We start from the raw sequence: 18,552 nt of genomic DNA, 5'->3' as shown, positions 1-18,552 counted from the left end.
TTCGGCTTCATGGAGGGCACGAGGGTGGTACTCTCTCAAGTATCCAATATGTGAGAAAGGAATCCCACAAAATGAAACTTGCAGTGATTGGCGGCGACGGCATTGGCCCCGAGGTAACCGCGGAAGCGCTCAAGGTTCTGCGCGCGGTGCGCGAGGACATCGAGGTGACCGACTATGACCTGGGTGCTCGACGCTACCTGCGCAACGGAGAGCTGCTTACCGACGCCGACCTGGCCTCCCTGCGCGAGCACGACGCCATCCTGCTCGGTGCGATTGGCGCCCCGGGTGAGGTTCCGCCCGGCGTCTTGGAGCGCGGCCTGCTGCTGAAGATGCGTTTTGCGCTCGACCACCACGTTAACCTGCGCCCCTCCAAGTTGTACCCGACGTCTACCTCGCCTCTGGCAAACCCGGGCGATATCGACTTCGTCGTTGTCCGTGAGGGCACCGAAGGTCTGTACTGCGGAAACGGCGGCACGCTGCGCGAAGGCACTGAGCACGAGGTGGCCTCGGAGGTTTCCCAGAACACCCGCTACGGCGTTGAGCGCGTGGTGCGCGATGCCTTCCAGCGTGCGATGTCCCGCCGCAAGCACGTCACGCTGGTGCACAAGACCAACGTTTTGGTCAATGCCGGCGGGCTGTGGCAGCGCACCGTGAACGAGGTGGCACAGGAGTTTCCGGAGGTCACCGTGGACTACAACCACATCGATGCCGCAACCATCTACATGGTCACCGATCCCGCGCGCTACGACGTCATCGTGACCGACAACCTCTTTGGTGACATCCTGACTGACCTGGCCGGTGCTGTTACCGGTGGCATCGGCTTAGCCGCCTCCGGAAACATTGACGCCTCCGGTGCGAATCCCTCCATGTTCGAGCCTGTCCACGGTTCTGCCCCGGACATTGCGGGCAAAGGGATTGCGGACCCGACCGCGGCGATCCTCTCGGCCGCGATGCTACTGCGCCACCTCGGCGACGAGGACAACGCTGTGCGCATCGAGGAGGCCGTTGCTGCCGACGTCTCCTCCCGCGGGGATGCGCAGCCGAAGACTACCGAAATTGGTGACCGAATCGCCTCCGCGCTGCGCGCCTAGCACTGTATGGTTGGCGCATGAGCGTCGAAATAGACGAGGTCACTAGTTTCCTCGCCCAGCACGAGCCTTTCTCCCGCCTGCCGGAGGAAGAGCTCACCGCGCTGTCTGCACAGCTGAGCATGATCTACCTGCGCCGCGGGGATGTCCCCGTCCGGCTCGGGGAGGAGAACGCGTTCCTACACATCATCCGCACCGGGGCAATAGATGTTCTGGGAGAGGATGGCGTCCTTCTCGATCGGCGCGAACCCGGGCTGACCTTTGGCTATTCCACGCTGCAGGGTGAGCCGGTTTCCGTCTATGAGATGGTCGCGGTCGAAGACAGTCTGGTCTTCACCCTGCCGCAGCACGCTTTTAGCGAGTGCGCCCAACGCAACCCAGACATCGCACGGTTCTTTTCGGCCAAGTCGCGCCAGATCCGAGCAGCAGCCCGCGAGCTGTCCGATTCCGCACCGACGGATGTTCTCCGCACGCCGCTGCAGGACCTTATCCGCACCGACGTGCTCACCGCTCCGCCCACCACCACGATCGCGGAAGCCGCTGGCATGATGACTGACCGGAGTGTGTCCTCGCTCCTCGTCGTGGAGCCCGGGAACCAGAACGGCACCCGCCTTAAGGGCATCGTGACGGACCGCGATCTGCGTTCCCGCGTGCTCGCCGTTCACCGCGATCCTGGCCAGGCGGTGGGGGAGATCATGACGCCCAACCCGCTGACGGTATCTGCCGATGCCCCCGCCATGGAGGCGCTGCTGCACATGGCCGAACGAGGCATCCACCACCTGCCGGTGGTCACCGAGGGCGCATTGCAGGGCATCGTCACGCAGTCGGACGTTACGCGCCTGCTCCATAACGACCCGCTTTACCTCACCGCGGATCTCTCACGGCGCAGCAGTGCCGCTGAGCTTCGTGGCGCTTTTCAGGAAGCCACGCGCCTGGCCGGGCGTTACGTGGAGCGCGGCTCCACCCCGGCGGAAGCCTCCAGCCTGGTCACGCTCGCCGCTGATGCCGTGGCTCGCCGCCTGTGCACGCTAGCCGAGGAGGAACTTGGACCCCCGCCGGTCGAGTATGCCTTCGTGGCCGTCGGTTCGCAGGGCCGCCGGGAAATGGCGCTTGCCTCGGATCAGGACAATGCTCTGGTTCTCGCTGATGACTACGATGCCGCGGTGCACGGCGACTACTTCGCGCGGATGAGCTCCTTCGTCTGCCAGGGGCTTGCCGACGCCGGCCAAGTTCTCTGCCCCGGCAACATGATGGCGATGAACGAAGAATGGCGGATGACCCGGACCCACTGGATCGATACCTTCCGTAGGTGGATCCGGGAGCCCCAACCGGAGGCTCTGCTCAACGCACAGATCTTCTTCGATTTCCGTGTCCTCTATGGCAGCGAGGAGCTGGGCCGGGAAGTTCACACTGCTGCCGTAGAAATGGGTAAGGGCGCAACTCGCTTGCACGCGCACCTGGCCAGCTTGGCAGCGCGCCGCGAGCCGCCGCTGACCTTCTTCAGAGGGCTGGTGGTGGAACGCGATGGCGACTACGCTAACACCCTCGACATTAAGAAGGGCGGGACCGCCGGAATCGTGCAGATGGCCCGGCTCTTCGCCTTGGCTTCCGGCTCGACGGTGGTGGATACCCGCCAGCGTCTCAGAGAAGCCGCCGGTAACGCGGTGAGCCACCAGGGGGCGCAGGAGCTTCTCGACGCCTTTGATTACCTACGCTCCCTCTCCTTCCAACACCAAGCCCACCAGCTGCGCGAGGGACAGCAGCCCAATTACAACATCGGCCCCAAGAGCCTGGGGCGCATGGAACGCGAGCACCTGCGCGATGCCTTCCGGGCGATCAAGTCGATGCAGAATGCCCTCGCGACCAAATACCCGGTGAGGAATATCTAGATGTGGAATCGCTGGAGCCGCCGGGCGGACTGGGGCGCGCCCCCGCGCACCACACCCCTTGATGACGTGGGCTTGTTGGCCGTGGACATGGAGACGACCAGCCTTAACCCCCGCACGGGGAAGATCGTCTCTATTGGCTGGGTTCCGGTTAATGGCAGAACCATCGACTTATCCGGTGCTGGCTATATCGTGGTGCGCGGTGCGCAGGTGGCCGACGACTCGCATGTCCACCTGCTGACCCAAAACGTCATCGACGCCGGAGAGGAGCTGGAGAGCGCCATGGAGCAGTTGCGCCAGGCGGTGCAGGGACGCGCGTTGCTCGCACACTTCTCAGCGCTGGAGGTGGGATTCATTGAGGCGGCATCGCGCGCGGTGTTCGGAGAGCGCCCGCGGCTGAGCGTGGTGGATACCTTTGCGTTGGAGCGGCGCCACATGGAGCGCATGGGCACCTACCCGCGCGGCGAGGACCTACGCCTTCCCCGAGTCCGTGAGCGCTATGGTCTGCCGCGCTATGGCAGCCACAATGCGCTCAGCGACGCCCTGGCTTGCGCAGAGCTATACCTAGCGCAGCGGGGGAGCACGCGAGCGGTGACCCTGGGGGACGTCGTCCAGCGCTGAGATAGACAACGCTTCCTTTGCAACCTTTACTGCAGACCCCTGATCGTGTGTTAAAAATCCTTGCGAGTAGTATGGCCGTTATGCGTTTAGGACGAATTGCTCACACCGAAGGTATCTGTTTTGCCATCATCGATGGTCCCGCCGACGCCCCGCTGGATCAGCTGGTGGCCAAGGAAATTTCCGGCACACCGTTTACGCCGCCGGAGCCCACTGGCCGCGAGTGGCCGCTGAGTGAGGTGCGCTTGTTGGCGCCGACCCTGCCGACCAAGGTCGTAGCGCTCGGCCGCAACTACGCCGACCACGTGGCGGAGGTCTTCAAGGAGTCTGCCGAGCACCTGCCGCCGACGATCTTCATCAAGCCTTCCACCGCGGTCATTGGCCCGGGTGCGCCCATCAAGATTCCGGAGTTCGCCACCAACGTGGAGTTCGAGGGTGAGCTCGCCGTCGTGATCTCCAAGGTCTCGAAGAATATCGACCCAGAGAAGTGGCGCGACCACGTCGTCGGCTACACCATTTGTAACGATGTTTCTTCGCGTGACCTGCAGTTCCAGGATGGCCAGTGGGCGCGCGCGAAGGGCATCGACACCTTCTGCCCGCTGGGCCCGTGGATTGAGACGGACCTGGACTGCATCAATCTCGATGACCAGAAGATTAACGCCTACCTCACGCACGATGGCAAGCGTGAGCAGAAGCAGGATTCCAATACGGATCAGATGATTGTGAAGATGGGCCACATCATCGCTGAGATCTCGCAGTCCTACACGCTTCTGCCGGGCGATGTCATCACTACGGGTTCCCCGGCTGGCACGGCACCGATGGTGCCGGGCGATACCATCGAAATTGAGATCCCCGGCGTGGGCAGCCTGGCCAACCCGATTGAGCGCGCTTAGATGCTGCTCTAAAGGTTGAGCGCGCGCAAGATGGTGCGCAGCTTAGCCGTGGTTTCCTGAAGTTCGGCCGTCGGGTCGGAGTCCACGACGATTCCTCCGCCTGCCCACGCGCGGGCGGAGAGGCCATCGCCGGCCACCTCGGCGCACCGGATGGCTACCATGTATTCGCCGTCGCCGGAATCATCGCACCAGCCCACCGCGCCGGCGTAGAAGCCGCGATCGGTTTCAGCGGTTTCGATCAGCGCTTGTGCGGCCTCCGTGGGGGTGCCACAAATAGCAGGGGTGGGGTAGACCAACTCGGCCAACTCGAGCGCAGTGATGTCAGAATCCTTGAGGGTTCCCGCAATCGGGGTGCCCAGATGCCACATCTCATTGGTGGAGGTGAGCTGCGGGGACGTGGGAGCATCGAGGGTCTCGCACAAAGGCTGCAGAATACGGCGGATGTGATCTACCACGAAAGCGTGCTCGCGCAAATCCTTCTCGGAATTGTGCAGGTCCTGACCTGCCATGATGTCGCGTGCTTTATCCGACTGCCGGGGCGCGGATCCGGCCAAGGGGAAGGCCGTGACTGTTGAACCCTGCTTCTTGATGAGCACCTCCGGGGAAGAGCCCACGAGCATCGCTCCGGGTCGCCCCGCCGGGGTGAGGTCGGCGATGAAACCATCGCGATGGGAGGATAGGTCGATCAGCCGTGCGGCGACGAGGAGCGGATCGACAGGGGCGTGGAACTCAATGTCAACGGCGCGGGCGAGGACTACCTTGTCCAACTTCGACGCCTCGATCGTGGCGATGGCTGCTTCAATGCGGCGAAGGTGTTCCTCCGGTTCCGGATCGAAACCGGTAACCCGCGCGTTGAGCGTGCCGCTGCGGTAATAGGCATGTGGCTCGAGCGGGCCGTCCTCGCGGATAATGCTGCGCGGGACTGTCAAGGCGGCCGGATCTCCCTTGTGGAAGGGAAGCGCTCCGACGATCATCGGGACCGTGCCGGCACGCAGCTCGGCTACGGCGGCATCGACATCGCTGAAGGTCGCAGCCGAACCTTGGGTACGCACAGACCCCGTCGCGCGGGACAGGAGGAAGTCGGGGGCGGTGGAGGGTCTGTTTTCACACATAAGGAATAACTCTAGTTCCTTCTTTCCTTCTTACCGAAACCAGATCCACTCCTTATGCGGGGTGACCGCCCCTAGGGGACCAGTCGCGGTTGCGCGGGCGGAAGAACTGCACCGCGATGAACAGCCCGATACCGAGGAGAAGCGCAAGGGAACCCATGCCCGCAAGGAAGCCCGCCCAGAAGCCGGCCATCGGTGCGCCATAGCTCATAGCCTGGATGTTTGCGCTTCCAGCCTGCTGTTCCTCCGTGCTTGGGGCGGGGCGCTGCGCCGCGGCGGTATGCTTGGTGCTTCGTTCCTTCTTGGGCGCCGCGGTACTCCCGGACTCTTTCGCGCGAGTAGCAGAGCGCCCGTTCGAGGTGTTCCGATGTGTGGAATCTCTCTGTTGTTCCACAGTGTGGGATGATCCGTTCTGTGGGGCGCGCTGGCCCTGCGTCTCAGGACGTTGGCTTCTTTCAGAAGCATCTGCAGCCGGCTTCTTTTCGGTGCTTCGCGCGGAGCGCTCAGACTGCTTCGAGTCTTTGGCGTCTCTGGACGTGGAGGGCTGCGCGCCGTTGAGGACGGCCTCGGCCTCCTTGAAGGTTTTATCCATCGTCTTGTCTAACTGAGCGATGGACTTAGAGGTGTCGTTGATCTCCTTGGCCAACTGCTGCGGGCGGTTCTTCGCGCTGCCAGAACCAGAGCCCTGCCCAGCGCCGGCACTGGCACCCCAATCCAGTTGACACACCTCGTCGGGCTCCGCTTCACCTACGAGGAAAGGAACGTCGATGGAATGCTCCGAGCCACCGTTGAGCGTAAACGTGAAGGTTGCGGCATAGGCGCCTGGCTCGGTGAAAATGATCCCGGTGTGGCTGTGGAAGTGGTCGGGGTAGTTCCAGGTGATGTCTGGGTCTTCCGAATCAAAGAGGACGGTGGGCGCTGCGCCCAGGGAGTTTTGGAATCCCACCATACGTCCGCCTTCCGGTGCGCTGTGCAGCGTTAGCGACAGGGTAGCGCCCTCGGCCGTTGCCGGGTCGAGGTAGCTGGTGTTGAAACCAAGCCAGGGGATTGCCGGGTCTTGGGTTTGGGGGATCTGCCAACCACTCGACGGGATATCGCTTCCGGCTGACTCATCGAAGGCGGCATTGCTGCCGACCTCCACGTAGAACTCGCCGGAATCGTAGTCCTTGCCGGACTCATCGTCGCGGGCGATGAAGGAGATGTTACCAGAATCTCCCACCAGCGCGAGGTCTTGGTGTCCGCGGCTAAAGGCATGCAGGGAGCTGGCATCGCAGGAGGACTCGCCTGCGCGCTCCGCGGCAACAGCGGGCGCTGCAGAAGCAATCATCGTCGGCGAGCTCAGGGCGATAGCGGCGGCAGCAGTCAAGGTTAGGGGACGGATATTCATGCGGACAGGGACTCCTTTGATTCAGATGGGTGCGGGGAGGACGCCGTGGCACGACGAGAATGCAGAAGAGGGGACAGCGCCCACGCCGCGAGGAAGCAAGCAGTAAGCAGCAGTACGATGGTCGCCCCAGCGGGAAGATCGATGGCCCACGCCAGATAGATGCCGAAGAAGCTGCCGAGCGAACCGATGGCCGCGGAGGCGATCATCATCGACCCCAGCGAGTCACAGAGCAGCCGCGCCGTGGCCGCCGGGGTAATGAGTAGGGCGAGCACGAGGACGTTGCCGATGGTGCCCACAGAGATGACCACCGCGCCGGTCACGCAGAGGTAGAGCACGATGTCTAGAGCAAAGACGGGCAGTCCCATCGCGCGGGCGGTCTCTTTGTCCAAGCACGTGGCGGTGAGCTGGGGGCCGAGCAAGACCACGGCCCCAACGATGAGCACCGTGACGGTGAACGCGGTGTAGAGATCTGCACGGGAGACACCCGTCAGCGATCCGAAGAGGAAGCTCGTGAGCGAGGCCGTATAGCCCTCCACTCGGGAGATAATGACCATGCCAAGCGCAAAGGATGCGGCGAAGAAGATACCGATGACCGAGTCCTCGCGGACCGTGCGGCGCTGGGAGAAGCATGCGATGAGCACGGCGACGGTGCAGCCCGCCACGGCGCCGCCGAGCAGCACTGAGCCCTGGAGCACGAAAGCGATAGCCAGCCCCGGGAACACTGCGTGGGAGACGGCATCGCCGATAAAGGCCATGCCGCGCAGCACGACGTAGCACCCCACCACCCCGCACACGATCGCCGCGAGGATGGAGATGCCGACCGCGCGGGCCAAAAAGTCCAGGTGCGGGTTGGCCAGGTCCTGGAAGAACTCAACAAGCGAAATGTCGATCATGCCGCCACCCCAATCGCAGAGAGCAGCGGTGAAGAGGCCGATACTCCGAAGGTCTCGCTCCACGGCTGCGGGGTCAGGCGCAGGGCCTCCGCGGGTCCGTCCGCGACGATCCCCCGGTTAAAGAGCACGAGGCGCGAACACGAATGCGCGGCCTCGGAGAGGTTGTGCGTGGACATGACCACGCTGCTTCCCTGGTCGGTGAGTTTCTGGAAAAGAGTGAGTAGCTCCTCGGTGTTGGGAGCGTCGAGGCCGGTAAAGGGCTCGTCGAGAAGCAGCACCTCAGGCTCGCAGGCCAGAGCGCGGGCGATGAGGACGCGCTGGCGTTGGCCGCCGGACAGCTGCGCGATGGGGCGCTGTGCGAACTCTTCTAAGTTGGTCAACTCGATGGCGCGGCGGGCAGCCTCCTTGTCAGCCCGGCCCGGCCGCCGGAACCAGCCCACCATTCCCGTGCGCCCGCTGAGCACCGCCTTGGCCACGCTGATGGGGAAGTCCCACTCCACGTCGTGGCGCTGCGGGACGTATCCCAACGAGGTGGTGACGTCGATGGTGCCGGTGAAGGGGACCAGCCCCAGAACGGCGCGCATCAGCGTGGTCTTACCGGCCCCGTTCGGTCCGAGAAGCCCAATAAACTCGCCGGGGTCGACGTCGAAACATGCGCCGTCGATGACCTGGCGGCCAGAAAGCGACACTGCCAGGTCGTTGATTGAGATGAAGGGATTAGCCACGGCGCCCGCCTTTCGCGCGTAGCACTGCGAACACAGCCCCGACGAGGACGAGTAGGCCCGCACCGGCGAGTGCCCAGACCCACACCGGCACCGCGGCGCCCGCCGAGGCATCAGAGGACTCAGCGCTCGGATCCCACTGCGCGGCGTGTGCCTGCGCGACGTCGGTGCCTGTACCGACAGCAAAGGTTAACGTGGCCTCGGCAGCGACATCGCTCCCGGCGCTCTCGCCCGCGCCTTGCCCGCTCATGCGCACCCGAACCTGGTGGATGCCGGGCTCGCTAAATACCCAGTTAGCGTGCGTATGCGTGCCCAGGTCCACCCAGAAACCGTCCGTGGCCCCAGTCGCGGTGGACCACAGCAGCTGCGGTTCTTCGAAGCCGCCATTCTGCAGGAAGAGGGAGAACTCGCCCGGCCCCTGGTGGCCTAAGAACTCCATGGTGAGGCCGCGGTCAACGTTGTCCGTTAGCGAGGGCGCCTGGGTATTCCAGCCCAGCCACGGCACGTCGGCTTGCTCTGTTTGGGGAACGACCCACACCTGCGATCCGGGCTCGGCGCCGACAAAGGAAAAGGCTTTGTCCTCCGGAAGGGTGAGTTGGGCATTGTCGCCGACGTCGAAGACCACGTCAGCAGGATCACGCCATACCGGCGTGGCTGCCGAATCGTCGCGGGCGAGGAACTGGGCCTGCCCGTCGACAAGCAGCAGCCCGAGGTCCACGTGACCGTGGTCGATGGTGGCCTCTGTCCCAGGTGCGGCTACCTCTTCATCGGCGCTCACAACCTGGGCCAGATCACCGGCCGAAGCAGTCACCGGGGCGAAAGCCAGCGCCGCAGCGGTCAGCGTTGCCGCCAGGGACGTGCCTAGTGTGTGGATGGTGCGATTAGACATGAGTTTCCTTCGTGGTGCTGCCTAAGCAGCGGTTGAGTGAGTGTGCGTTGAATCGCAGGAGGTCGAGATACGTGGGGACGGTGTCATCGAGAGTGTCGCCGTAGATGGGGCACACCGCGATCCCTAGGGATTCGGCAGCCTCACGGATGACATCGGCGCTGGCCTGTTGGGTAGGTTCGACGAAGACCGCGGGAAGTTGGAGATTCTCCAGCGTCCGGCGCAGGGCGATGACGTCCCGCGGTGACGGCTCGATGGCCGGGTTGGGAGTGACGAATCCCGCAATGTCAAGACCATAACCTTGTTCTAGGTAGGCATAGCCGTGATGAGGTGTGACCAAGTGCCGGTTGCGCTCCGGGATGTCTTCGATGAGCCGCCGCACCTCCGCGTCCGCGTCGTGCAACTGCTCGATGTAGATCTGAGCGCGCTCCCGATACTCCGCGCCGTGGGAAGGATCCGCCAAGGCCAGTTGTTCGGCGATGACCTCGGCATAGCTGATGCCGTTGGCCGCGTTGTGCCACAGGTGCGGGTCAACCTCGCCGTGGATGTGCTTGCCCAGGACTGCCTGAGGCAGCAGGTAGGTCTCGTCACCCGGGCGCCCCAGGAAGCGGTAGGCCGGGTCCGGTGGTATCTGCTGCAGGGTGGAGTTGGGAATGCTCAACGCCGTGGTGCGCGGGTCGAAACCTTCGCCTTGATCCTCTAAGTCGAGCTCGCCCGTGGACAGGTCCGCGGTGATATCTACGTGGCCCGCATCCAGGGCGGTCATTCCATCAGGTGGCTGTACGCCCACGGCCACCGTGAATTCCTGCGGTGAGCTATCCGTTGCACCAAAAGTGAGACGGTATATGCCCGGCTTGGTGAAAGCCCACGAGACGTGTGTGTGGGCGTTGGCTGGCAGCGTTGTGGAATCGTCGCGTTCATCCAGACCATCAGCCGTGTTGAAGAGTGCTTCGGGCGTGCCAAATGTGGATACGACGTAGGCCGCAACATCGCCCGGCCCCTCGGCATCGAGCAGGCTCATGGTTACGCTCGTTGTACCCGGCTGGGCATTGCGCACACGCAACCCCAGCCAGACGGCATCGAGGGCAACGTTTTCCACCAGCGGCACGAGACGGGCCCCGCGCGTGGACGCTTGGTCCGCTACCTCGGTGACCGGAACATCCGATGATTCCCGCAGCGTCTTCAGCAGGTTCTGCGGCTCGAGGAGAAACCCATTGGCCAGCAGCACATCCGCGTTGGCGACATCCCGCACCGAGCGCAAGCTCGGCTCAAAGGTGTGTGGGTCCTTGCCCGCGGGAATCAACGTGGTCACCGCGGCGTCGTCCCCGGCCACGTGCTTGGCGACGTCCCCCAGAATCGGCGTCGTCGCCACCACCTTGAGCTTCGCATCGTCCCCATTGGCGGTGCTCGCGCAACCACTGAGCGTGGACGCGCCAATAAGCACCGCCGAGAGTAGCGCGATGGGGTGCGTCCGGGTGCGTACTCCGTGCGGCATTAGTCGCGGCCCTTAATGAGTGCGAGACGTGCTAGCGCCAAGCCAAGCACGAGCATGCCAAGGCCCAAGATCCCGATGCCCCACGGCAGTAGGTTTTGCCCGCTGTCGTAATAGCCGGCGGCAGCGACCGTGTCCACGTTCTCCGCGGCTGGCGTGGTTTTGTCGGCTACGCGGGCAGGCTTGCGCTCCTTCCTTTCCTTTCGCTCTGTGCGGTCTTTTCGATTCTTGTCCTGTGCCTGTTGTTCTGCGGCCTTGGTTCCCGCAGCCGACGCCGCACCGCGGGTAGCGCCTCCGGAGCTTCCGCCCCCAGAGCGTGAGCCCGAGTTAGAAGAAGCAGGTTCGTCGGAAGAGGCCCCGCCCAGGGCGGCGTCGTCGGGCTCAGCAGAGCTCTCAGCACCGTGGTCCGTAACCGTTTCTTCCTCCCGAGGCGTGGCTTCTGCGTCACCGACGTCCCAGGTATAGGTGACCTGGTTACTCGTGTCCCCGTTGGATTCTGCCTGCACCGTCATGGTGTAGATACCGGGCTCGCTAAAAGCCCAGTTGACGTGTCGGTGTGCCGGGTAGGCCTGGTTGATGACATCCCCGGACACCAGGTCCAGCGCGCCGGCGTCGGTGACAGGCTGGATATCTCCGAAGCCTGCCGTTTCGAAGACGAAGATATCACCGGGGCCGGTGACCTCAACGAACTCGAAGTTGATGTCGGTGTAGCCAGCCGATTGCGCAGACTGCGTATCCCATCCCGGCCAGAGCAGCGAACTGTCCTGGGTCTGGGGGAGGTAATACGTCGGTACGCCAATCCCATCGATGCCCTCGGTGGCCTCGCTCCAGGCCTCCTCGGCGACTTTGAGGGTGACATCGTTGCCCGGGCGGACGACACCGCTGCCGGTGATGTCTTCCTTCATTGACAAGGTGAGCTCTCCGCCGGGTGCGGAGACATAGAAGGCATCAACGTGCCCGGTGTCGAAAACCTCGCCATCGGCGCGGGCCGTGGCCGGGTGGCCTGTGAAGACGACTGCCAGCGCCACGGCGATGGCGCAGAGGGCAGCAGTGACTCTGTGCAGCTCTGTGGTGCGGTGCACGCGGTGTCCTTTCTAGCGATGAAGCAGGCCGTTGAGGCGAGACTCAATCTGGCCGCGGTGGTTGTTGTAGAAGTTGAGGAAACCTTGGAACACGATGGCCAAGACAACGGGAAGCACGAGGCCCCACAAACCCTCGAGTTTGGGCATAGAGGACTTCATGTCCTTCTCGCCGCTGGATTTGTTGTCGTTCGGCTTGGTGCTGCCGGGCTTGTCGTTGCCCTCGCCCTTGTTTCCGCCCTCGTTACCGTCCTTCGCGCTCACGCAGTCCTTGATCGCGGCGTCGCCGGCGGCCACGGTGAGCGTCTGCGGTTCAGAGGTGATCTCTTTTCCGTCTGTAGTGGTAGCCGAGTAGCTGACCTCGAGCTTGTACATGCCCGGCTTCGTAAACGCCCAGTTGGTGTGGGTGTGGGAGGCGAAGGTGGTCTCAATGGAGTAGTCACCTTCGGCGGAGTTGATCAAGGGAGTAAAGCCCTTGCCCAACCCTTCGGTGGTGAATAGGCCCACCTGTGCGCCGTCGGGCATCTCAACGGGCTTGATGTTGAGGGTGACCGTGCCGTCTTTGTAGTCCTGGTAGTCAAGCGCCTGGGTGTTATAACCCGGCCAGATGATGCTCTGCTCTTGGGTTTGGGGGAGCAGGAAGAACTTATCCTCGCCCAGGTAGTCGAAGTCTTTGCCCTTGAGCGCCTCCGGGCGGGGGCGCAGGGCGTTGTTGTGGATGGCGAGGACAACGTCATCAAGCGGGCGCTCGACAGTCTTCTTGTCTACGATGGCCGTCTCATCCTTGAGGCGGGTGCGGAACTTATCGCCGTCACGAGTGACAGCGATATCGACGTGGCCATGGTCGAGCACCGCCTTGTCAACGCACGTACCGGTGTACTTTCCTGCCTCTGGCTTGGTGTTGTTGTCCGGGCTGGTGGAAGGGGCCTTGGAGGTTGTGCCGAGTGCGCCGCGGCCCTCGTATTTCTGCCCAAAGGAGAAGTTCTCGGTGAGCGTGATGCTTCCGGAATCTTGCTTGATGCTCGGGTGCGGGAGGATATCCAGGCGCACGGTATTGCCGTTGAAGCTTGCGTCTGCGCCGACCACAAACTCCGCGCGGCCGTTGCTGATGACCCCGTCGAATTCCACGTCGGGAAGCTCGCTGCCCTTGCTGAAGAAGCCACCATGGACGTAGCCTTCGAGCTTCTTATCGGCGGCCTCAACGATGATGCGTGTTGCGTCCTCGCCCTCCGGAATGGCCCGCGCGGACAGCTCCGGGTTAGATACCGAAACCTCTTGATCGGAGGAGAGCTGGCGGGGGTTGGTGGTCTCTGCCCAGGACTCCGCAGACTTCTTCGAGGTGGTGGAAAGCTCGGCGTTCTCTGAGTAGGCGAGCTCCTCGGAGATCCAGCGCGGGCTGCCGTCCTCCGGGGTGTAGACAGCCTGGATCATGGAGGACTCTGGGCCAAGGAACTCATCGAAGTGTGCTTGACCGTCTTTCACGGGCAGATCGGTGAGGAAGTAGCCGTCGATCAGCAGCGTGAGCGTGCCGTTGCTGCCGCCGGTGAATTCGATGGAGGAGAGGCGCTCATCCCCATCCTTGTCTCCGGACTTTTTCGGAGCGATGGTCAACCGGTAGTTCTGTGCGCTGGCATCTCCCGCGGTGGCCTTGTCGAACCGCTCCTTGAGTGACGGTGTTGGATCGGCGGCCGGACGCTGACCGCCCACCTGGATGGAGGTGGTGGTCGGTGCGGAAGCGATGAGCTTGCCGTCCTTGTCGCGCGCGGTGGTGCGGTAGGTCAGCTGGTAGCGCCCAGGCTTGGTGAAGACGGTGTAGTTGTGGGTGTGCGTGCCGCTCGTCAGCCAGGCAGAATGCGGGGCACCCTCGGTGGTTCCGAAGAAGCGCTGCAGGCCGCCGGGGCCGGGGTAGTAGCCAAACATCTCTACCTCGCCGGGGCCATCGACGCTTAAGAGGTCGAGAGAAGCGATGTTGTCGCGGAAGTCATCGACAGGCAGCTCGGTGTCCGCACCGAAGCCCATCCATACCGGGTCCAGGCTGCCCTGTACGCGGGCAGGTGCCATGTAGTAGGTCGTGCCAGCCTTTCCGAGGAAGGAAAGTGCCGGGTCCTCGGGGACTGTGAACTGGTATTGGTTGCTTCCGTTCTGGTCCCAGCCTTTGCCCACCCAGGTGACCGTGTCGGCAAGGTCGTGGTTGCTTTCTGCGGAATGGCTCTTGAGGGTGAGAGAATTACCCTCCCAAAACGCCTTGGGGGAGTCGATGTGCGTTTGGGTGGCCACGTGCTTGCCGTCGTCGGGGCCGGCAACGGCGGTGGCGGGAGAGGCGAGGAGTGCGGCGCACGTAAGCAGAGCCGCGTAGCGGGTACGAACCACGATGGGAGACCTTTCTTCAGTTCTTGAACGAGAATTCACTATAGGTAATGGAAACCAGTACCGTTAAGTGTGAGGAAAAGGTGCTGCTCAGCCTTAGTGGAAACGGAGTTCAACTACCCCCAAGTGGGGCGGGCGGTGCGGCGATGCGGCGCTGAACTACGATGGTGGGCATGACTGAAAAAACATCCGACGTCCGCGTCCGTTTTTGCCCTTCACCCACCGGCACGCCCCACGTGGGCATGGTCCGCACGGCTCTGTTCAACTGGGCTTATGCCCGCCACACTGGCGGTACGCTGATCTTCCGCATCGAGGACACCGATGCTGCCCGTGACTCCGAGGAGTCCTACCAGGCCATCATCGACTCCCTGAACTGGCTTGGCCTCGGCTGGGATGAAGGAGTCAACGTCGGCGGCCCGGACGAGCCTTACCGCCAGTCGCAGCGCATGGACATCTACGCCGACGTCCTGCAGAAGCTGAAGGATGGCGGCTACGTCTATCCGGCCTACTCCACCAACGAAGAGGTGCAGGAGCGCCACAAGGCAGCCGGCCGCGACCCGCAGCTGGGCTACGACAACTTCGACCGCGACCTCACCCAGGAGCAGATCGACGCTTTCGAGGCGGAGGGCCGCAAGCCGGTCTGGCGCCTGCGCATGCCGGACAAGGATTGGTCCTGGACCGACCTGGTGCGCGGTGAGATGACCTTCAAGTCGGAGACCCAGCCGGACTACGTCGTGGCGCGCTCGAACGGTGCGCCGCTCTACACCCTGGTTAACCCGGTCGACGATGCGCTTATGGGAGTTACCCACGTTTTGCGCGGAGAGGACCTCCTGTCTTCCACGCCGCGCCAGCTCGCCCTCTACGAGGCGCTCGTGGAGCTCGGCATTGCCAAGAAGACGCCTGAGTTTGGCCACCTGCCCTTCGTGATGGGTGAGGGGAACAAGAAGCTGTCCAAGCGTGACCCGCAGTCCAACCTGTTCAATCACCGTGACAACGGCATCATCCCGGAGGGAATGCTCAACTACCTGTCGCTGTTGGGCTGGTCCCTGTCTGCGGACCAGGACATCTTCTCAGTCGACGAGCTCATCGCCAACTTCGACGTCCACGACGTGTTGGGGAACCCGGCTCGCTTCGATCAGAAGAAGCTCGAGGCCATCAACGCGGATCACATTCGCTTGCTGGAGCCGGCAGACTTTGCGCAGCGCCTGCGCGACTATCTCACCGAGTACACCGACTTCCCGGCCGACTATCCGGAGGAGAAGTTCGCTTTCGCCGCAGATCTGGTGCAAACCCGCATCAAGACGCTGTCCGACGCCTATGGCCTCATGTCCTTCCTCACCACGCCGGACGCCGAACTGGAGCTGGATGAGAAGGCGGCCCGGAAGAACCTCAAGGAGGATGCGGTGCAGCCGCTGGAGGTTTCCATTGCCAAGCTGGAGGAGCTCGGAGAGTGGAAGACGGAGGAGATTGAGAAGGTTCTCTCCGCCGCGCTTATCGACGACCTCGGCCTCAAGCCCCGCAAGGCCTACGGTGCCCTGCGTGTAGCTATCTCGGGCCAGCAGGTCTCCCCGCCGCTGTTTGAGTCCATGGAGCTGCTGGGCAAGGAGTCCACGCTGGCTCGCCTTAAGGCTGCTCAGGCGCTCACGCCGTGGAGCGCTGAGTAGTCCTCCTGGGCAGTCTCACAGAGCTGTAATTTCGGGGCGTTAGGTGTCACTCCTAACGCCCCGAAAATGCTTTCTGGCCTGGCGATTTGTGTGTATCGGTAGTGCTGGATATAGTTATAAACCGTTGCAGCGAGCAGCGAGGGGTTAAAGCCCTGAGCTAGTTCGAAGCGATAATGGCCTATGGTGTAATTGGCAACACAACGGTTTCTGGTACCGTCATTCTAGGTTCGAGTCCTGGTAGGCCAGCAGTGACAACTGCGCAAGGTGCAGCGACACTTTGCAGTAAGTCGTCACAGTTCTAAGCCCCGTTCGTCTAGCGGCCTAGGACGCCGGCCTCTCACGCCGGTAACACGGGTTCAAATCCCGTACGGGGTACCACTCAAAGAGTGGCAAGCACAATGAGCTTGCCACTCTTTCTTCGTATGATTGGCAACCATGCACTTCTACATTGTTCATGGATACCAAGCCAGCCCTGACAGCCACTGGTTCCCGTGGCTAAAACGCCTGTTGACCGCCGATGGCCACACCGTTCACACCATCGCGCTGCCGGAACCGAACGCTCCAAAGCTCGATGAGTGGGTAGAGGCGATACGCAACGATATTGAGCGTCCAAACGCTAATACCGGCATCATCACGCATAGCCTAGGCGGCACCGCGCTGCTGCACTATCTCACGGCCTTGGAGGGCGAGTGGGAGCTTCCTGGGCTCTTCATTGTCTCTGGGTTTGTAGAGAAGCTTCGCGTCATCCCAGAGCTTGACGAGTTCATTGGCCAGGCTCGCGTCGACGTGCCTGCTGTCAAGCCACACATCGCTCACACAGAGGTCTTCGTGTCTACCAACGATGTCCTAGTAGACCCCGCCCTTACTCAGCAGCTTGCCGACGCCCTCTCGGCCATGCTCATCACCATCCACGACGCGGGACATTTCCTTGAAGATGACGGCTATACCGAGTTTCCACAGCTGGGGGATCGCATCACGCAGTGGTTGCACAGTCTATAGTCCCTCAGTCATCGCTTTGAGCGCCTCCACGTGCTGCACGTAAGCCCGTGTGCCCGCCTCGGTGAGCGCGACCCACACGGCATCCTTCGCGCGGGTAGAACCGTACTCTCGGGTGCGGCTAATGTGGCCGTGATCCTCGAGGTACTTTAGCTGTTTGGACAGCGTATCGGCGGGGAGCTCGGTGAACTCGGCGAGCTTGCTGTACCTCATTTGCCGGCCTGCGGTGGCGCCGGCGGAGTAGAGCGCAGCGCAGATTCTGAGGCGGTTAATCGGGTGGATAACTGGGTCCAGCTCAGGGGATTGGTTGGGTGCTTTACTAGGCATTAGCGCCCTTTATGGCCGCGTTGCGGTTCTCGTAGAGCATCCAAGCCGTTGCTGCCGAAACAATGACCCCGCTGGTGATCATCCATGGCCATGTATCAGGCGTCGGCGTGGTGGAGAAAATCATTGCGCCGGGGAGCAGTACGCGTGACCACGTGGCGCGATCGTTCCTCGGTCCCGTGTTGGGGTCGAGCCGCACGAAGGGGTTCGCGATTTTGTCCTTGAGGAGGAAGCCGAGAATGAACGTCGGTATGAGGAGTGCGAGTGTGTACGACCAGGACAGCTTGGTTAGCGCAAGACTGATGCCGATACCGAGCGCTACAAGTGCTACCGCCCACCAGCTCTGCCTCCAGGCGGTGCGCTGTTGAACTTCGTCAATAACTTTGAGTTCGTCGTTCATAACCTGACTCCCTTGTTTGCATCTAGTGCAAGTCTAACGGTTGCAATAGCGGCAAGTAAAGGGGTGGGGTGCGCGCACGATCTGAGTGGTCTGGTTCTACCCCATACCGGCTTGCATCTTCGGCGAGGTAGCCGGGACGGCCGCAGGAGTACCAGGGGGTGAACCAGTGCTCAATTGGTCTAAGTCCTACCGGTATGCCTTTTCTGGTCATACACTGCAGGTACAACGCATTCCCGACAGAAAGGAGAGCGGATGGCGGAAGCTGAAAATCATCACTATCGCCGACGCGACTCTAGCAGATAGTACTAGGCGGCATCGCCATAATCCACAACTTCTTAAAGCCAACACTCGAGCGAAGTAGGAGCCTTGCACCACATGCTGTTAGCGCACGTGTCCTCCCGAACCTCTAGCGATGACTAACAAGTGCTCCGGCCCCAGCAGCCCACGGCACGCCAGCGGAATAACCACTGATTCGATCCGCGCCCAGGCCTTGAGAGCCAATGTTTCCATCGCAGCCGAAAGCGGCAACGAGGTTCGGGATTTTATCTGTGTAAAAGGTGCTTCTACGTGCCGATTTGTGCAACCTTTTGGGGATCCTATAGTGTTTAGCAAGTCCGCAACGGACAGCTAAGCGAGCCCCGTTCGTCTAGCGGCCTAGGACGCCGGCCTCTCACGCCGGTAACACGGGTTCAAATCCCGTACGGGGTACAACGAAAAGCGGCTCTTCCGGTTTCGGGGTGCGTAGCGG

16 protein-coding genes and 3 tRNA genes are annotated in these 18,552 nt (G+C 62.5%); 9 read left to right on the top strand and 10 right to left on the bottom strand.

Translation table 11 applies throughout. The annotated features are described in order from the left end of the window. The first annotated feature begins 71 nt into the window (after nucleotides 1-71). The 4 genes from HMPREF2565_RS04135 to HMPREF2565_RS04120 all read left to right on the top strand — a co-directional run bounded on the left by HMPREF2565_RS04135 (nucleotide 72) and on the right by HMPREF2565_RS04120 (nucleotide 4,485). On the top strand, nucleotides 72-1,091 hold the full coding sequence (locus HMPREF2565_RS04135) for a 3-isopropylmalate dehydrogenase (protein ID WP_046648108.1): 1,020 nt from the start codon (nucleotides 72-74) through the stop codon (nucleotides 1,089-1,091). A gap of 17 nt (nucleotides 1,092-1,108) precedes the next feature. Then, nucleotides 1,109-2,977, top strand: a complete 1,869-nt coding sequence (locus HMPREF2565_RS04130) for a DUF294 nucleotidyltransferase-like domain-containing protein (protein WP_070821516.1) — start codon at nucleotides 1,109-1,111, stop codon at nucleotides 2,975-2,977. Beyond that, a complete protein-coding gene (locus tag HMPREF2565_RS04125) occupies nucleotides 2,978-3,595 on the top strand; it encodes an exonuclease domain-containing protein (RefSeq protein WP_046648110.1) in 618 nt (205 codons plus the stop codon). A gap of 80 nt (nucleotides 3,596-3,675) precedes the next feature. Continuing rightward, nucleotides 3,676-4,485: a fumarylacetoacetate hydrolase family protein gene (locus HMPREF2565_RS04120; RefSeq protein ID WP_010186887.1), complete on the top strand. Its 810-nt coding sequence runs from the start codon at nucleotides 3,676-3,678 to the stop codon at nucleotides 4,483-4,485. 8 nt (nucleotides 4,486-4,493) lie between these two features. On the opposite strand, the gene HMPREF2565_RS04115 is transcribed toward HMPREF2565_RS04120, so the two are convergent. From HMPREF2565_RS04115 to HMPREF2565_RS04080, 8 genes are read right to left on the bottom strand one after another with little or no spacing between them, the layout of a single operon-like run. After that, nucleotides 4,494-5,597: an isochorismate synthase gene (locus HMPREF2565_RS04115; RefSeq protein ID WP_049156504.1), complete on the bottom strand. Its 1,104-nt coding sequence runs from the start codon at nucleotides 5,595-5,597 to the stop codon at nucleotides 4,494-4,496. A 52-nt stretch (nucleotides 5,598-5,649) separates the two neighbouring features. Next, nucleotides 5,650-6,981 (bottom strand): choice-of-anchor M domain-containing protein, encoded by a 1,332-nt coding sequence (locus HMPREF2565_RS04110; protein ID WP_049156508.1) that lies wholly within the window; start codon nucleotides 6,979-6,981, stop codon nucleotides 5,650-5,652. Further along, on the bottom strand, nucleotides 6,978-7,874 hold the full coding sequence (locus HMPREF2565_RS04105; protein WP_049156511.1) for an anchored repeat-type ABC transporter permease subunit: 897 nt from the start codon (nucleotides 7,872-7,874) through the stop codon (nucleotides 6,978-6,980). Before HMPREF2565_RS04105 ends, HMPREF2565_RS04110 begins: the two co-directional genes overlap by 4 nt. Then, nucleotides 7,871-8,599 (bottom strand): anchored repeat-type ABC transporter ATP-binding subunit, encoded by a 729-nt coding sequence (locus HMPREF2565_RS04100; RefSeq protein ID WP_049156514.1) that lies wholly within the window; start codon nucleotides 8,597-8,599, stop codon nucleotides 7,871-7,873. Before HMPREF2565_RS04100 ends, HMPREF2565_RS04105 begins: the two co-directional genes overlap by 4 nt. Continuing rightward, complete coding sequence (locus tag HMPREF2565_RS04095) at nucleotides 8,592-9,485, bottom strand: choice-of-anchor M domain-containing protein (protein ID WP_049156516.1); 894 nt, start codon at nucleotides 9,483-9,485, stop codon at nucleotides 8,592-8,594. Before HMPREF2565_RS04095 ends, HMPREF2565_RS04100 begins: the two co-directional genes overlap by 8 nt. After that, nucleotides 9,478-10,977: an anchored repeat ABC transporter, substrate-binding protein gene (locus tag HMPREF2565_RS04090; RefSeq protein WP_049156520.1), complete on the bottom strand. Its 1,500-nt coding sequence runs from the start codon at nucleotides 10,975-10,977 to the stop codon at nucleotides 9,478-9,480. The genes HMPREF2565_RS04095 and HMPREF2565_RS04090 overlap by 8 nt, the downstream gene beginning before the upstream one ends. Further along, on the bottom strand, nucleotides 10,977-12,056 hold the full coding sequence (locus HMPREF2565_RS04085; RefSeq protein WP_071406906.1) for a choice-of-anchor M domain-containing protein: 1,080 nt from the start codon (nucleotides 12,054-12,056) through the stop codon (nucleotides 10,977-10,979). Before HMPREF2565_RS04085 ends, HMPREF2565_RS04090 begins: the two co-directional genes overlap by 1 nt. 12 nt (nucleotides 12,057-12,068) lie before the next feature. Then, nucleotides 12,069-14,423 (bottom strand): choice-of-anchor M domain-containing protein, encoded by a 2,355-nt coding sequence (locus HMPREF2565_RS04080; RefSeq protein WP_071406905.1) that lies wholly within the window; start codon nucleotides 14,421-14,423, stop codon nucleotides 12,069-12,071. Between the two features lie 161 nt (nucleotides 14,424-14,584). Between HMPREF2565_RS04080 and gltX the strand changes: the two genes are divergently transcribed. The 4 genes from gltX to HMPREF2565_RS04060 all read left to right on the top strand — a co-directional run bounded on the left by gltX (nucleotide 14,585) and on the right by HMPREF2565_RS04060 (nucleotide 17,083). Next, nucleotides 14,585-16,084: a glutamate--tRNA ligase gene (gene gltX, locus HMPREF2565_RS04075; protein WP_070681151.1), complete on the top strand. Its 1,500-nt coding sequence runs from the start codon at nucleotides 14,585-14,587 to the stop codon at nucleotides 16,082-16,084. A gap of 174 nt (nucleotides 16,085-16,258) precedes the next feature. Further along, nucleotides 16,259-16,330: transfer RNA gene (locus HMPREF2565_RS04070), tRNA-Gln, on the top strand. 56 nt (nucleotides 16,331-16,386) lie between these two features. Further along, nucleotides 16,387-16,462, top strand: a tRNA-Glu gene (locus tag HMPREF2565_RS04065). 57 nt (nucleotides 16,463-16,519) lie between these two features. Then, nucleotides 16,520-17,083: an RBBP9/YdeN family alpha/beta hydrolase gene (locus HMPREF2565_RS04060; RefSeq protein WP_071406904.1), complete on the top strand. Its 564-nt coding sequence runs from the start codon at nucleotides 16,520-16,522 to the stop codon at nucleotides 17,081-17,083. On the opposite strand, the gene HMPREF2565_RS04055 is transcribed toward HMPREF2565_RS04060, so the two are convergent. Together HMPREF2565_RS04055 and HMPREF2565_RS04050 are read right to left on the bottom strand one after the other, a co-directional pair. Further along, complete coding sequence (locus tag HMPREF2565_RS04055; RefSeq protein ID WP_070516547.1) at nucleotides 17,078-17,407, bottom strand: transcriptional regulator; 330 nt, start codon at nucleotides 17,405-17,407, stop codon at nucleotides 17,078-17,080. The two genes, HMPREF2565_RS04060 and HMPREF2565_RS04055, sit on opposite strands and share 6 nt — an antisense overlap. Further along, nucleotides 17,400-17,804 (bottom strand): hypothetical protein, encoded by a 405-nt coding sequence (locus tag HMPREF2565_RS04050; RefSeq protein ID WP_070821519.1) that lies wholly within the window; start codon nucleotides 17,802-17,804, stop codon nucleotides 17,400-17,402. The genes HMPREF2565_RS04055 and HMPREF2565_RS04050 overlap by 8 nt, the downstream gene beginning before the upstream one ends. A 635-nt stretch (nucleotides 17,805-18,439) precedes the next feature. On the opposite strand from HMPREF2565_RS04050, the gene HMPREF2565_RS04045 reads away from it, so the two are divergent. Beyond that, a tRNA-Glu gene (locus HMPREF2565_RS04045) sits at nucleotides 18,440-18,512 on the top strand. Nucleotides 18,513-18,552 lie beyond the last annotated feature (40 nt).

Source organism: Corynebacterium sp. HMSC072A04, from assembly GCF_001809235.1.
GTDB lineage: Bacteria > Actinomycetota > Actinomycetes > Mycobacteriales > Mycobacteriaceae > Corynebacterium > Corynebacterium hiratae.
Note: the sequence above shows the minus strand (reverse complement) of the source record. Positions and strands in the feature narration are given on the sequence as shown.